We start from the raw sequence: 15,794 nt of genomic DNA, 5'->3' as shown, positions 1-15,794 counted from the left end.
AAAAAAATAGCCCAGCCTTCAGAAAGGCCGGGCTATTTTTTTGTGGGGTCAACAGGAAATTAAAGGTTCCGCATGCCTTCAATCCAGGGAATCAAGTCTCTAATCATTGGCTCCAGACTGCTGCCGTGCCCGCCACCCGGAACCGGAATAAACTTCAGGTTAGGCGCATTGGCCGCTTTCATAGCATTATAGGTCACTTCTGAATTAACAAATGGCACCATGATATCTGCCGTGCCGTGGTACAAGCGGGTAGGGCTTTTAGGCACCCAACCGCTCAGGCTATTTTTCTTCAGGGCCGCTTTCAAAGCCTGCTCCCCCTCTCCGCGCAGCGCCGTCAAGAACGCCGGATTGAACAACTTGGCCGGGTCTTTGGCCAAGGCACTGTTGATGGTACTGCTGCGGCGCGTTCCGTCAATCAATTCCTGAATACGGGTGGCATAAGGCTCCTGGAAGAAATCGGTTAGAGGGCGGTTCCAGTTGTAGGTTTTGTTGTAGGCCTGTAAGATGAAAGCTAAGTTAGCCGGATACTCATAGGACTTTCCGCTTAACACCATTCCCAACATGTTCTCCAGGTCATACCCCCCTGCCCCTGCTCCGGAAGCGGTCACGGTCAGCCCGTGCTCCGGGTGCTCTTCAATTTCCTTTTGGGTAGCCAGCGTCACGTAGCCGCCTTCTGAGTAGCCTGCCAGAAACAGTTGGTCAGAGGCTTTGATGTTGTTTTTCTGGAAGAAAGATTTGCCCGCTTTAATCATGTCTACCACGGCAGTGCCGGAGTGTTTCGCGTCATAGTATGGGTGCAGAATCTGCTTAGAGACGCCGTAGCCAATGAAATCGGGCACAAAGGTGAGGTAACCGGCGGCGCCGAATGGCTCAAACCCTGTCAAAGACGTTACCTGGAAATTACTGGGGGCACCTTGCTGGTCAAACGTGGTGCCGTGGTGCGCACTCAAAATAGGAGCCGGGGCCGTCATGTTCAATGGCACCACCAGCAAGCCCGAGGCCTGGATTTCCTGCCCGTTGTACTGGGTCAGATAGATCAGGCGGTACACATCTACATCATACTTAATCAAAGCCGCGAGTTCAGACCGCCCGTTAGAGACCGCGATTTCCTTTAAACCGGCAGCCGGAATGGTGGTCAGTTTCTCCGCTGAAACCAAGAGATCTTTCTCGGTTTGCTGGACGGGTGGTGTCTCCAAGACCTCAGATTCCTTGCAGGAGGAAAACCAGGAAGTCATGGCAAATAGTATAGATAAAAAGATCGTTTTCACAGTCTGGAAATGGTTGATGAATTACATTTTAGTAAGGATTTGACAGGCGGTTAAGTTCCTGCTTTGGCGGTGTTTCCGGCATTCTTCCTCAAAACAAAGCTTAAAACCCACCCTATCTTCTACGTGTACTTTATCACCGATAATTGACTTATTCCGTATATTGGCAGGAACCATCTACGTAAATGCCATGCCTAAGAAATCTTTCCAGGAAATCATCAACAGTCCGGGTATGCCGGTGCTGGTAGACTTTTACGCCGATTGGTGCGGCCCCTGCAAAACTATGGCGCCCATCTTGCAACAGGTGGCGCGGCAGTATGAAGGGAAACTGAAAGTGATCAAGATTGACGTGGATAAAAACCCCGCCGTAGCGCAGCAGTACCGGGTGCAGGGTATTCCTACGCTCCTCCTGTTCCACCAGGGCAAGCAACTCTGGCGGCAATCTGGTGTGGTGCCCGCGAACCAACTAAGCCAGGTGGTGCAGCAGCATTTGCCGTAAGCTGGTGTTTTGGGGCTGTTTTCAGGAAATGGACCTGAAAGGGCAGCGAGACACTCGCAGGACCTTCGGCCGCTACGAGGTCTTGCAGAGAATATCGGTATAGCGGCAGCTAGTTAGAAACTCCCCTCCTACCTTAGGAGGGGTGCCCGAAGGGCGGGGTGGTCAAAGCTTACGAGTGCCTACACATTCTACTGTTTCAAGCCCATTTTCAGAAAACCAATCATGAAATGGCACTTGTAAGTTTTCGGCGTATGCCGCGACTAACATACATAAGTCAGCCTTTTCAAGGAAGCTACTCCAGGTTTCTTCCTGAAAAGACACCTAAACCCCATAACTTTCGTTTTCTTAGCAATTTCAGCTACTTACAACTCTATGTTTAAAAAGACTTTGACGGCGCTGGCGTTTGCCGCACTCCTGCACTCCCCTTTGCTGGCACAAAAGAATGCCACGCCTGCGTACCGCTTCTCAGTAGACCTGACCCAGGTAAAAGATGACAAGTTACAGGTAACGCTTCTCACGCCAGAATTCAAGGAAGACGAAGTGCTCTACCAGATGCCCAAAATGGTGCCGGGCACCTATGCGGTATATGATTTCGGGAAGTTTGTTTCTGAGTTCAACGCTTTTGACGCCAAAGGCAAGAAACTGGATGTGGAGCGCCTGGACCAGAACACCTGGAAAATAAAGAAAGCCAAAAAGCTGGCCCGCCTCACCTATCTGGTAGATGACACTTGGGACACGCCCAAGAAAGAAGACATTGTGTTTGAACCGGCGGCTACTGACATTGAGGCCGAAAAGGTGTTCTTGATCAACACGCACGGCTTCTTCGGGTATTTCGCGAACATGACCAAAGCGCCTTACCAGATCACGGTGAACAAGCCCCAGGATTTTTACGGGGCCACGCCCTTAAGAGCTGCTAGTTCAACCGCCACCTCAGACACCTACCTGTTACAGAACTACAACGACCTGGTAGATGCCCCCATGCTGTACAGCCGGCCAGACACGGCCATGCTGAAAGTCGGCAACGCCGATGTGTTGATCTCAACGTACGCCGCTGGCGGTGGAGCCCGTTCCAAGAACCTGGCTCAGCACATTAAACCCATTCTGGAAGCGCAACGTGCTTATTTGGGCGGCACCTTGCCGGTAGACAAATACGCGTTCCTCATCTACATTGACAACAAGCAGAACCGTACCGGCGCGTACGGCGCACTGGAGCACTCGTATTCCTCGGTGTATTACTTCCCCGAGATGCCACCCGAGATGCTGGCCGAACAAGTGCAGAATATCTCGGCGCACGAGTTCTTCCACATTGTGACCCCGCTGAACATCCATTCAGAGGAAATCGGGAATTTTGACTTCAGCAACCCCAAAATGTCCAAGCACCTATGGATGTACGAAGGCGTGACCGAATACTTCGCGCACCACGTGCAGGTAAACCAACACCTTACTGAGTTGCCTGATTTCCTGACGGAGATGCGGAACAAAATCATCGCTTCGCAGCAGCAGTACAATGACGCCCTGGCTTTCACTGAACTCAGCTTAGGTGCCCTGGACAAGCACGAGAAGCAGTACGGCAACGTGTACCAGAAGGGAGCCCTCATTGCTATGGCGCTGGACATCCGGTTGCGGGAGCTTTCTGGCGGCAAATACGGCATCCGGAACATGATGAAAGACCTGAGCCAGACCTACGGTAAAAACCAGTCGTTCAAAGACGAGGAGTTGTTTGACAAGATCACTTCGCTCACGTTCCCCGAGGTGCGGGACTTCTTCCGGAGACACGTAGAAGGCAATGAACCCCTTCCCTACTCAGAAATCTTTAGGAAAGTGGGTATCACGTACCAGCCTACCGGCACGCAGAGACGCATTTCCCTGGGTAGGCCTACTATTGGCTATGACCAGGCCTCTGGACACCTTATGGTGGCCAGCACAGAGAACCTGAACGCCTTCGGCAAGCAGTTGGGCTACCAGGCCGGTGACCAGCTCTGGCAAATCAACGGCGAAGACCTGAACCTGCGCAACGCCACAGACATGATCAACAAACACGTGATGAGCGCCAAAGAAGGCACCCCCATCACCATTACCGTAGGCCGGAAAGACGCCAGCGGCACCGTAAAACCGGTTCAACTGAAAGCCAACCTGGTAGCCGCCGAGGAAGCCGTTTCGCACCTGCTCACGCCAGATCCTAATGCCACTCCCGCGCAATTAGCGCTAAGACAAGCCTGGCTCTATTCCAGCCTATAAGCTTCCCAATTATATAAATCTGTTTTAGAGTTTTTTCTAAGAAATTAACTCTAAAACAGATTTATGTTTTATGGTTTAGTATCATGAAGGCCACTGAAGAAACTAAGAAATTTAATGAGCTTTACCCTTTTCAACTAGGGTTTACCTGTATTTTCATCGTGGCTCCAGCAATACTTTCAATTTTAATGCTTATACAAGGCATACAAATTTCAGATGTTGCAATTCTTGTATTATTTGTGGCATTTGGTTTTTTGTTTTCTTTACCAACATTATTAATTAGCTTTTTAACCTTTCAGCTGTTAACACTTAAGCTAACTTCCTCACTATTGATAAAGACGCTACTGAACTTGATAATTGTAAGTCTAGTGTTTATTACCTTTTCTTTCATTTCTGGCTCTATGGCTTTCATGCTGAGCTGTATTTATTCAGGAAGTGTTCTACTCACAAGCCTCATATTTAGAATTGAAGCAAGTAAGGGTTAGACTCACCATAAATCATAGTTGAAAATCAGTATCCTATTGTCTGGATGCTTCAGAAATTTGAATTTTTACAAATCAATGCAGGTCCCTCACTAAGTTGAGCCTTGTCGTTTAAGAAATTCTATGTTTTGAATTAACTGTCAATCAAGAAAGTAATTCTGTTTTTCTTCTATCTTTAAAGTAGCTTCTTCGCCAATTCTGCCTTACTAAAAACATATCAGGGGTTTGGGCGTTATGTTTTAAATCTGACCTTCAAAGCGTGCATCATTTCTACCCTCGTCTTTCTGTTGCGTGGCCGGTACACCGGTTTCTTTTCTGTCTGCTGCTTTTCTTTTTTTTGATTTCGTCGTTGGTCCAAGCGCAAAACCGGGTGTCTTTGAGTGGCACGTTACGTTCTGCGGCTACCGGTGAAGTGCTGATTGGGGCTACCGTAGCGGTGGCAGGCACTACCAACGGGGTTGAAACCAATACCAACGGGGCGTACACCTTGTCCTTGACGCCGGGCACCTACCAGATTCAGTTCTCCTACATCGGGTTTCAGACGTTGACGCAGGAGGTGGCTGTGACCAAAAACACGCGCCTGAACGTGGAACTGCGGGAAAACGCAAACGAAATAGGTGAAGTAGTGGTGGAATCGGAACGGAACACGTTTCAGGAGCGCCTTTCCACGCCGCAGATGAGCGTGGAAACCCTGTCTTCCCGCGAGGCGAAGCTGTTGCCGGCTCTGTTTGGCGAAGTAGACATCATCAAGACCTTACAACTTAAACCCGGTATTCAGTCTGGCGGCGAGGGCAGTAGCGGCTTGTTTGTGCGAGGCGGTAGTTCAGACCAGAACTTAGTGTTATTGGACGATGCTCTGGTGTATAATCCCAGCCACTTATTCGGTTTTTTCAGCGTGTTCAATCCAGACGCAGTACGCGGGGTGGAACTGTACAAAGGCGGTTTCCCGGCCCAGTTTGCCGGTCGGCTTTCCAGCGTGTTGGACGTGAAGTTGCGCGAAGGAAACCGGAAAGAATATGACGTGACCGGTGGTATTGGGTTGATTGCTTCTCGCTTATCGGTGGAAGGGCCTATCCAAAAAGACAAGTCTTCTTTCCTGATCTCGGGACGCCGCACCTACGTGGACGTGTTCACCCGCATGATCAACACAGCCAAAGAAAGAGACCCAGACTGGAGCCCCATCCCCGACTATTATTTCTATGACTTCAACGCCAAAGCCAGTTTTGAACTTGGTCCCAACGACCGCCTTTTCATCAGTGGGTACTATGGTCGTGACTTCTTCACCTTCAATGACGAGAATTTCAATTTCAATTTTAACTGGGGAAACAAAGTTGGCTCGGCGCGTTGGGTGCACCAGTTTTCGCCCCGCTTTTTCGTAAACAACACGTTTTCGGCGTCTAATTACGAGTATGAGATCAAAAACCAGCTAGACATCTTCTCTTTCAGCCTTACTTCTAACATTACAGACCTTACCCTGAAATCTGATTTTGAATATATTCCTACCGAGAAACACCACCTGCGTTTTGGCGGCTCCCTTACGGATCATCAGTTTACAGTAGGCCGCCTGGAAGCCAACAGCCAGGATGGCTCTGTGAACGTGGGGGCAGGCAATGACTATAGAGGACAGGAATACGGCGTTTATGCATCTGATGATTGGTCGTTGAGTCCGGTCTTCACGTTAAGCTACGGGCTGCGTTTATCGGGCTTCCTGAACAACGGGAAGAACTTTCTCGGGCTTGAGCCCCGGGCAGCGGCCAGTTACCGGTTCTCGGAAACGCTTACCCTTAAAGCCAATTATACCCGCATGTTTCAGTACGTGCACCTTATCTCCAATTCCGGGGCCTCCCTTCCCACCGACATCTGGTACCCGTCTAGCCCCGGCGTAAAACCTCAGCGTTCTGACCAATACACACTTGGTCTTACCAAACTGTATAAAGACAAATACCTGTTCAGTACCGAGGCGTATTACAAGAAGATGGACCGTCAGTTAGACTTGAGAGATGGGGCGGAAATCTTCGGGAATAATGATTTAGAGCAGGAATTTGTGTTTGGTACCGGCGAGAGTTACGGCCAGGAATTCTATGTGGAGAAGAAAGACGGAAAAACTACCGGTTGGATTGGCTATACCCTGTCCTGGTCTAACCGCACCTTCCCCGACCTGAACAATGGCAAGACCTTCCCTACCCGCTTTGACCGGCGGCATGACTTGTCTGTAGTGGCCATTCAGGAAGTGAACAAGCGCATTCAGGCCACGGCCACCTTTGTGTACGGCACGGGCAATGCCTATTCGCTACCGGTGCAACGCTTCATTTTCCAGGATGTGAACGGCGAAGACTTCACGGTGATTCCCATCTACCCAGAACGAAACTCGTTCAGACTGGCGGCTTATCATCGCCTGGATTTGGGTCTGGTGTACAAACTTCGGCCTAAGCGCGGCACCTCAGACCTCACGTTTAGCGTGTACAATGTCTACAACCGCCGTAACCCATACTTCGTCTTTTTTGAAACCCTTAGAGACGAAGAATCAGATCAAATCACGGGGTTTGTGGCCAAACAGGTTTCCTTGTTTCCGGTTATTCCCTCCATCACCTACAACTTCAAATTCTAATGAGAATTCCCGCTGCCTATAAGCCCTGGCTGTTGCTGCTTTCTTTGGCCGCCATATTTTCTTCCTGTGACATGGAGCAGGAGATTGAGGTGCCTTTGCCAAATTTACCCACGCAGATGGTGGTGGAATGTTACCTGGTGAACGGCGAGCCCATGAAACTGGCCTTGCAGGAGTCTTCCAGTTATTTTGCCGGCCCTGAAGCCCTTTTAGTGGAAGGCGCTACCGTTACCATTACCAAGAACAATGAGCCCCCCGTGGTGTTGGAAGACACCCTGCTGGTAGATGAAGTGAACGAGAAAGTGTACACCCACTTTAACCGCCGCAGAGTGAGAGCCGTACCCGGCGATGTCTTCAAACTCCTGATCACCGATGCCAAAGGCCGCCAGATTGTAGGCTCCACCACCGTGCTTCCGCCCGTGCCCTTTGACAGCATAGGCTATAAATTCAATGACAAACCCAAGGAAAGCCAGGAAGCTTATTTGCTGGTGCGCTGGAAAGATGACCCGGCCCAAAAAAATTTCTACCGGCTGCTGGCCCACAAGAAAGACAGCACCGGCATAGAAAGTGAGCTGGATTCTGAAATAAATGACCGCCTGCGCAACGGCCAGAAAATTACCTATACTACCACCTACCGCTTCAAACGTAACGACACCTTAACCATTAGGCTGTTCCACATAGACGAAGCGTACTCAGATTTTGTGCGTAGCACCGAAGATGCCCGCCGGGCCAACGGTAACCCTTTTGCCCAACCTGTAACCATTAAATCAACTGTATCTGGCGGATTTGGGGTTTTCACCCATCTAAATTACCAATCCAAGGAGTTGATTATCAAATGATAGAAGCTCGAATTTCAGAAAACAAGCAAGAATCTGATCTAAGGTTGAGTTTATGAAAAGCAGTTGGCCACGGGAGTTTCCCGTGGCCAACTGCTTTGGATGGATGGGTGTATCCTGTTTTAAGGTCTACTTTCTTGAAAACACCTCAAAAAGGAAAAGCAACTTTGCTGCAATTCGTCATACGTCTATCTAGTTCGCCCACAAGATCCTTTCAGGATGACAATTTGGGACAGGATGACAATTTGGGAAAGAAAATAGTTAGATACGGCCACTTGACTCAGGACTCTGAACTCAAGACTCAGAACTCCCTTTTCAGTCTTGCCGTTTGATCAGTTCCTTGATCAACAAGGTCATGTTGGGTTCGGCTTTGGCGGCGGCTTCCAGTATATCCAGTAGCTCTACTTTCTTGATTTTGCCCGGTACGCAAAGATCGGTGATGACGGAGACGGCGAAAACGGGAAGAGCCATGTGCACGGCGGCAATCACTTCGGGCACGGTACTCATGCCTACGGCATCGGCGCCAATGGTCCTGAGGTAGTGGTATTCGGCTTTGGTTTCCAGCATGGGACCCGGCACGCTCACATACACGCCGGTTCTCACGTTCAGGTTGTTCGTCTGGGAAATCTCCAGGGCTTGCTGCACCAGGTGCTCACTGTACGGCTCGCTCATGTCTGGGAAGCGCGGCCCCAGTTCGTCCAGGTTTTTGCCGATGAGCGGGTTGGTGGGTTGCAGGTTGATATGGTCTGTTATGACCATTAAGTCTGAGGTATTGTAGGCGGGGTCCAGGCCACCGGCGGCGTTGCTCACGAACAGCTTTTTAACGCCCAGCAACTTCATAACCCTGATGGGAAACACCACCTGCTCCATGCTGTAGCCTTCATAGTAATGGAAGCGCCCCTGCATGACCACCACCTTACGGCCACCCAGCTCTCCGAAAATCAATTTCCCGGAATGACTTTCTACGGTAGATACCGGGAAATGCGGGATATTTGCGTAGTTCAGGCTAAAGGCCACTGCTAAGTCTTGCACCAAAGCGCCCAGGCCGGTACCTAACACAATCCCGAAATCGGGCTGGTAATGGTTTGTTTTCTCCTGGATAAATTGGGCGGCTTCTTTCAGGTTATTCATCATGTCTGTTGGTTTGATTATACTGTTTAGAAGCTGATTTCTGAAAAACCGGCTTAAAACAGATTGGTTCGGGGATGCGGCAATTTCAGAAAAAAAGCTTAAAACTGGTTTCTTCTGCCGCCCTAAAAAGAGAAGAGACTACCCGTAGGCAGTCTCATTCTTAGTCAATCAATAGCTGGCTGTCATACTAAATCACTCGCTCGCGTCCCGCGAGTGTGGGCTACTTGCCGCGTACCGCCGCTTTGTGTCCATTTATTCTAAATGAGCAGAGAATCGGCCAGAGGCCGCAGGTAGCTCACACTCGCGGGACGCGAGCGAGTGAAATTATTAGCTTACTGAACTTCTATCTCAAACGGCAGACGCGCCTGAATGCCTTGCATTTGCATGACGCGTTTGTATTGCTGGTAGTACGGCAGCATATCGCCTAATTCGCTCCGTAAGGAATAGGCTTTCACCTGCGCCTGCGTGTCTGAGAACAGATTATCCATAAAGGATTTCTGGGCGGGCAACTGGCGTAAGCGGTACTCGCCTTCTTTCAGTTTGGCTTTTCTGGCGGCAATGGCAATGGCTTGCTCCATACCGCCCAACACGTCTACCAATCCGTTCTGCTTGGCCTCAATGCCTGACCACACGCGGCCCGAGGCTATTTTACGAAGGTTTTCAACGGGCATGTGTCTGGACTGGGCGGCTTTGGTGGTGAAGTCATCATAGATACGCTCTACTTCGCGTTGGATGTGCATTTTCTCATAGGGCGTCATGGCTCTGGTCACCGTGGGCACGTCTGAGAATTTGCCGGTTTTGACACGGTCTGTGGTAATGCCCAGTTTGTTTTTGAGGAAGTTCTCTGAGTTTACCATCATGCCAAACACGCCAATACTGCCCGTAATGGTGGTAGGGTGCGCCACAATGGTATCACAGGCCATGGCAATGTAGTACCCGCCAGAGGCGGCCACATCTGACATGGAGGCAATGACGGGTTTCACTTTCTTGGTGAGCATCACTTCGCGCCAGATCACGTCTGAGGCCAGGGAGCTTCCGCCCGGCGAGTTAATGCGCAATACCACCGCTTTCACGCTCTTATCCAGGCGCGCCTTTCTGATGGCTTTGGACATGCCTTCGCTGCCAATAGACGCATCATCGCCTTCGCCGCCCACTATATCGCCGGAGGCGTAAATCACGGCTATCTTGTTAGAAGAGGAACCTTCTTTCTTCTCTGGATCGGCGGCTTTCTTGTAGGTGCCCAGGTTTACCAGTTTCAGTTCTTTGTCTTTCTTGACCCCGGCTTTGCTTTTCATGAAATCGGTGGCCTCGTCATAGTAGCCCAGGTGGGTAACCAGCCCTAACCGTAGCGCATCATCTGCGTTGTGCACCAGCATAGAGTCTGAGATATTCTTAATATCGGCGAAGCTTTTGTTCCGCGCGGCGGCAATGTTTTTCAGCATGAAATCATTGAGGGAGTTCAGGAAAGATTGGGTCTGCTCGCGGCTGGGGTCACTCATTTTATCCAGAATGAACGGCTCCACGGCACTCTTGTACTCGCCTACCTTGAAGATGTAGGGCTGTAAATCCAGTTTCTCCAGGGTGCCTTTGAAGAACATGACTTCTGAACTCATGCCGTTAAACTCCAGGGTGCCCTGGGGGTTCAGGTAAAATCTATCGGCCACGGAGGCCAGGTAATAGGCTTTCTCGGTAGACAGTTCGCTGTAGGCCACCACAAACTTCTTTGATTTTTTGAAGTCCAGCAGTGCATTCCTGATTTCTTCTACAGAAGCCATGCCCGCCTGCAGCAGATCCAGGTTCAGGAAAATGCCTTTGATCTTGTCATCGGCTTTGGCTTTCTTGATAGAAGCTTTGATTTCATCCAGCCCAATTCCCTGCTGGCCAAATACTTCTTCCATGCCAAACTCGGCGAAGGGGCTACGGGGCGTACGCTCTACCACCGGTTGATTCAATTCAATTTCCAGCACAGAGCCCTCCGCAATACTGACGGTATCGCTGGAAGAAGCTGCGGCCGCTATGCCCAGCAAAATCACGAACCCCACCACAATAAATAATAACAAGCCAACCATGCTGGCCAGCACAAATTTCAAAAACTGTCGCATACTAAAATTTAAATGAAATAGAGGCACAGACCTTGGCCTGTGGTGTTGGTACATTAGTCGTTAAACTAACAAAATACTTACAGAACGTTAGTTTCACGCCTATCTTACCCTGTTCTAGTGGCCTACCATGCTTCAAGCTCCGCCGTGGACTACAAGTGAGATGCTGCTAAATCCTTCAAAAACAATCGGTTTACTTCTATGTTTCATTTGAAGTGAGTTAGCCAACCTAGAAAATAATTTGAAACTGGGTGATGGTTAAAAGGCCTTTGTAGAGACGCAATACCTGCTATATCGCAGTACAAATTCGATATAGATTTTATCTTTCTACTAACCATAGGCGTTACATCTGCTCGCCACCCATATCCTTTCAGGATGGCAAGAGGATGACAAGAGAAAGTAGGTGCGTCTGTTTCTGTAATTTTGTTTTCTCGTTGACAGGTTTCCGGTTTGAAGTAGCAAAAAAGCCACGCTGCCGTATATTGGGTGACATGACACGATGCATTCTACTGGCGCTTCTCTTTTTGGGCTCTCTTTCTGCCCAAGCGCAATACAAGCGGAACCTGAATTTCAAATATTTCGGACTAACCCTGCACCCCAAGGGTGATGACAATGCCGAACTCATGCCCTTAAACCCCGATGGCAAAGGCTATCTGGTGTTGAACGTGGGAGCCAGCGTAGGCTACGAACATTTTATCTCAGACAGTAAATTCTCGGTGAAAGCCATCCAGGCATTCTACGCCGATTGCGCCATGCGTTTTGCCGGATTCACCCATCTGGGCGTTCGCGCCGTCATTTTCCAGGCCGGTCGGCATTCTTTGAACGGGGGTTTGGGCCCAACATTGGTGTACCGCCGCAACTGGTCTGAACTGGAAGGCTACAACGTTTCCACCTCCTTCTTCGGGGGTAACCCCGAAGACAGATGGCAGTACAAAATGATCTGGTACGCCGGTGAGTTTGAGTACAACTTCCGCCTCTCTGACCGCACCGATTTCTCCACTTCCTTTGTACCCGGCTACCCAGACATCATGAGCTTGTCCTTTGGCGTACGCTACTGGCTGAAAGAGAAAGAGTAACTTTTCTTTCTCTTTGACTATCCAACAAGAATTCGGGAATTCACTTATTTGTAACCTCCCGAGTTTTCACGCATTCCGTCTCCCTTTGAAGGTGTAGGGGGATGACAAAGACGCCGGAAGAACCTGAAAGCAGTTGCCACAGGAAATCAACTAAAGCACCTCGGGAATGCCATGACCAGCATGAGTAATCATCCCCCTACCCCCTTTGAAGGTAGGGCCGTTAAGTTCTAAAAAATGATATGGTTCAAGTTTTCAACTTGGACCTAAAATGAGCTGAAGTTTGCAACTTCAGTGAGGCGTTAGCCTCAAATTTTGCAATAAAGGCAATGGACTTTACCGCAGTTTAAGCCTCCAATGTAGAACTTAACGGCCCTACCTTCAAAGGGGACGGAATGCGTGTCATAGGCTTTAATATAGTTTTTTCATCAGTTCAGTTTGATGGCAGTTTTGAGAAAGGAGCTGATAAAGGATTGTTGGTGATAACACCAACAATGGCACGAGAGCTAAAATTTTACCCTCTAGTATTTACTTTGTTCAAAGGCACCTCCTGGCCTAAGATGGAAGGCCCTTTAAGCAAACACCATCTTCCCATGTAAAAAGAAATACCTCTTCAAAAAGAAGAGGTATTTCTGACACCAAACATCAACAAACACTATTTTCATTTTTAAGCTGATTTCTGAAAATCAGGCGTTAATCGCGATTCTGTTTGCCCATTTCATGCGGTTAGCATAGCGATGCAGGGCATCTTCCAGTGCAGGTAGGATTTGACCGCGCTCGCTGCTGAGGGCACTGTATCTGGGACGGGGGGCTTGTTGGCCTTGCAGTTCGTTCGCGGAGAATCCTTGAATCAATCCGGTATCCAGACCTACTATTTCAGCGGCTTTACGGGCCAGTTCTGCCCAGGAGACTTCCCCTTCATTGGTTAGGTGCCAGATTCCGGTTTCCTCGTCTACCAATAAATCCAAGCAGGCATTCACCAGGTCTGGCACGTAGGTAGGCGAAATGATGATGTCTTCCGGGGCTAAAAACGTGTTTCCTTGGGTTAGTTGCTTGATCATGAGCGTCAGGAAATTGAAATCATCCCAGGGCCCAAAGAAAGAGCTGGTGCGTACTACTAAGGCTTGTGGGTGCATATCCATCACGTACTTTTCGGCCTGGGCTTTGCTCTGGCCATACACGTTCAAGGGGTTTACTGGGTCGCTCTCGGTGTAAGGCTGTTGCTTTAACCCGTCAAACACCAGGTCTGAGGAAAAGGTCAGGTATTGGATCTCCCGTTTCTGGCAGGTAGCGGCCAGCAGCATGGCGCCATGGGAGTTCACCAAGTGGCAGGCGTCGGCATCTTCTTCGGCTTCATCTACTTTCACGTAACCGGCCGCATTGATCACTGCCCACGGGTTGTAGTAATTCATGGCCCGCTCAATAGAAAAGGGGTCTGTGATGTTCAGCTGTTTGCGACTTACCAAGCGGTAGGGAATATGCCGGTCTCCGCAGATGCGGGCAAAAGCACTGCCCAAGGTACCGGTAGCCCCAACGATGAGGATAGGTTGGGTGGTATCTTCCAGGTGAAGCACTTCTTTTTCGGTGAGGCCATCGCCTTCGGGAATAGTCTCGGTTTCATAGACGGGGTTCCAGTTCAGGCGCCAGACGGCTTTGGTTCCCCTACCAAACCGACTCTCCTCCCTGCGCAGGAAAATATCTGAATGTTCCTGGCGGGTTTCATCGGTGAACGGATAGAAATAGCGGTCTGGGCGCTGCCACCAGCCGGGCAGATGGAACAAAGGATGGTCGTACTCCTTGCCCTGGGCTAGTTGGGTCAGCATTTTGGCTAAAGCGGTAGGCCGAGGTTTTGGTCCGCGCACGTCAAAGACGCCAGGTTCATAGAAGCCATCGGCGCGGGTAACCAGGTTCACCCAGTCAAAGGTGCCCAGTAAAGACCAGGCGGCCACGCCCACCACGTTTACGCCTTCTTTTTTCAAATTCGTACAGGAATCCCAGACGTGCTTAAACCACTGCACCTGTTCTTCGCGGGTACCGCAAATATGTACTTCGGTGACGGAAATGGGCAAACCATAGCGTTCCCAGGCTTCGCGCAAGAGCACTTTATGGCCAGAATAGAACCCAGCAGGGTCATCTGTTTTCACCCGAAGGGCTTCTACGTCGGCGTATTGGTGAATTCCGTTGCCGCCATGTGACCACTCTGGGTACCCATCCATTTTCTCGTCCAGATACCGTTCACTGGTGGGGTAATGGTTGATCCCTATCATATCTGGCGGACAAGGATTATCTCTAAACCATTGCAAATCTTCCTCCGGAATACCGCAGTCCACGAAGTACTTCCACATGGAATGTTCTGGCGTAAGGGTACCGGTAAGCAAATCCAGACTCACCCAGCGGCGGTCATTGTCTAAGGCCGCCTGGTAGGCCAGTAAAGGCGTGCTGTAGGTTTTGCCTAAGTCTTCGGTCTGCACTAGTTTGGCATGAGGAATCACCTCTCTAATGGCGCGCATAGCCAGCACCGTGGCTTTGCATTGGTGCAGTAACGTTAACCCGAAGGTTTTGCCGTCTCTGCCGTGCGGATACCAAACCCCATACAATCCGCTGAAGCGGGCGGTGGTTAAAGGTTCATTGACGGGAGTAAAGTATTCCAGCCAAGGGTAGCGTTCTGCCACAGCCCGGGCGTATTCGGCTACTCCTTCGGGAAAAGAAGGGTCTGCCAAGTTGGTGTGCCGGGGGCCACTGCCGTGGTGCACCAAGCCAAGAATGGGGGTTATGTTGTTTTCCTGGAGTAATTTCAAGCGCCGGTCGCCCCAGGTCCAGTCTGCGGTGGCGGGGCCGTTGGGGGCGGTTAACTCCCAAAGCAAAGGGTAGCGCATTTTACGTACCCCAATGGAGCCAAACAAGGCAATGTCTTCTTCCCGTAAGGCGTGACCATTCAGTTGCATCTGGTCCAGGTATTCATCTCCTACCCGGTTAACGGTACATTCCAAACCCGCCCATACTTCTGGAAAACAAGGATTCTGATTTTCACTTTTCTCCATACATTTAAATTTTAGACTTGAGTTTGAAAGCAAATTCCAGGTTTGGTACTGGATGAATTTGCCTTATCTATTGCAACAGCAGTACGTTTGATAGAAATACAAAAGTCTGTCTGCTGAATAATCTAAAAGTCTAGTGGATTACAAGATTAATTCCCTGGTAATTAGAAGAATTAAATTACTATTTTCAGGAAATTACGCTAGAAGAAAAGTATAGTTAGAGAACGGGGAATATTTAGGGGTATGCGCCTGAAAAAACCGTATTTACCGCTAAACGCCTCGTAAATAAGCACCTAAACAGGTATTTCTGCGCATTTCTTGCTTAAACAGCTAAAGATCAGCGAATAAAAAAGCAATAATTCCGCTTTGCGGATGAACAGTAATTCAGCAGAAAATAAATTAAAGGGAATCAGGTTACAAAGCAGTCGCTTACTCCACCGGAGGCTACAAATAAAACAAGGAATTGACTGCTTTGAAGCAAACCCACTTCTAGCATTATACAAAGAAATGCAGAAGAATTCAGGACCCAAT

General features: G+C 49.6%; 9 protein-coding genes. 5 read left to right on the top strand and 4 right to left on the bottom strand.

Features of this window, described 5'->3' with window-relative positions:
* Window positions 1-59: 59 nt before the first annotated feature.
* The gene (locus ACY0JR_RS14565) at window positions 60-1,235 is read right to left on the bottom strand and encodes an alpha/beta fold hydrolase (protein ID WP_462634839.1); all 1,176 of its coding nucleotides are present in this window, start codon (window positions 1,233-1,235) and stop codon (window positions 60-62) included.
* 220 nt (window positions 1,236-1,455) lie between these two features.
* Here ACY0JR_RS14565 and trxA point away from each other — a divergent pair, with 220 nt between their 5' ends.
* The 4 genes from trxA (at window position 1,456) to ACY0JR_RS14545 (ending at window position 7,925) form a co-directional block, all read left to right on the top strand.
* Complete coding sequence (gene trxA / locus ACY0JR_RS14560) at window positions 1,456-1,764, top strand: thioredoxin (protein WP_462634838.1); 309 nt, start codon at window positions 1,456-1,458, stop codon at window positions 1,762-1,764.
* A gap of 372 nt (window positions 1,765-2,136) precedes the next feature.
* Window positions 2,137-4,002 (top strand): M61 family metallopeptidase, encoded by a 1,866-nt coding sequence (locus tag ACY0JR_RS14555; RefSeq protein WP_462634837.1) that lies wholly within the window; start codon window positions 2,137-2,139, stop codon window positions 4,000-4,002.
* Between the two features lie 849 nt (window positions 4,003-4,851).
* Window positions 4,852-7,089, top strand: coding sequence for a TonB-dependent receptor (locus ACY0JR_RS14550; protein ID WP_462634894.1), 2,238 nt, complete (start codon window positions 4,852-4,854; stop codon window positions 7,087-7,089).
* Window positions 7,089-7,925 carry a DUF4249 domain-containing protein gene (locus ACY0JR_RS14545; protein WP_462634836.1) on the top strand — a complete coding sequence of 279 codons (837 nt, stop codon included), beginning with the start codon at window positions 7,089-7,091 and terminating at the stop codon, window positions 7,923-7,925. Before ACY0JR_RS14550 ends, ACY0JR_RS14545 begins: the two co-directional genes overlap by 1 nt.
* 312 nt (window positions 7,926-8,237) lie before the next feature.
* On the opposite strand, the gene ACY0JR_RS14540 is transcribed toward ACY0JR_RS14545, so the two are convergent.
* Together ACY0JR_RS14540 and sppA are read right to left on the bottom strand one after the other, a co-directional pair.
* Window positions 8,238-9,053 carry a purine-nucleoside phosphorylase gene (locus tag ACY0JR_RS14540; protein WP_462634893.1) on the bottom strand — a complete coding sequence of 272 codons (816 nt, stop codon included), beginning with the start codon at window positions 9,051-9,053 and terminating at the stop codon, window positions 8,238-8,240.
* 332 nt (window positions 9,054-9,385) lie between these two features.
* Window positions 9,386-11,155, bottom strand: a complete 1,770-nt coding sequence (sppA, locus tag ACY0JR_RS14535; RefSeq protein ID WP_462634834.1) for a signal peptide peptidase SppA — start codon at window positions 11,153-11,155, stop codon at window positions 9,386-9,388.
* 488 nt (window positions 11,156-11,643) lie between these two features.
* Between sppA and ACY0JR_RS14530 the strand changes: the two genes are divergently transcribed.
* Window positions 11,644-12,228: a hypothetical protein gene (locus ACY0JR_RS14530; RefSeq protein ID WP_462634832.1), complete on the top strand. Its 585-nt coding sequence runs from the start codon at window positions 11,644-11,646 to the stop codon at window positions 12,226-12,228.
* 683 nt (window positions 12,229-12,911) lie between these two features.
* Here ACY0JR_RS14530 and ACY0JR_RS14525 read toward each other — a convergent pair.
* Window positions 12,912-15,266, bottom strand: coding sequence for a family 1 glycosylhydrolase (locus tag ACY0JR_RS14525; protein ID WP_462634831.1), 2,355 nt, complete (start codon window positions 15,264-15,266; stop codon window positions 12,912-12,914).
* Window positions 15,267-15,794: the final 528 nt, after the last annotated feature.

The organism is Rufibacter sp. JT3400010 (genome assembly GCF_054956755.1).
Note: the sequence above shows the minus strand (reverse complement) of the source record. Positions and strands in the feature narration are given on the sequence as shown.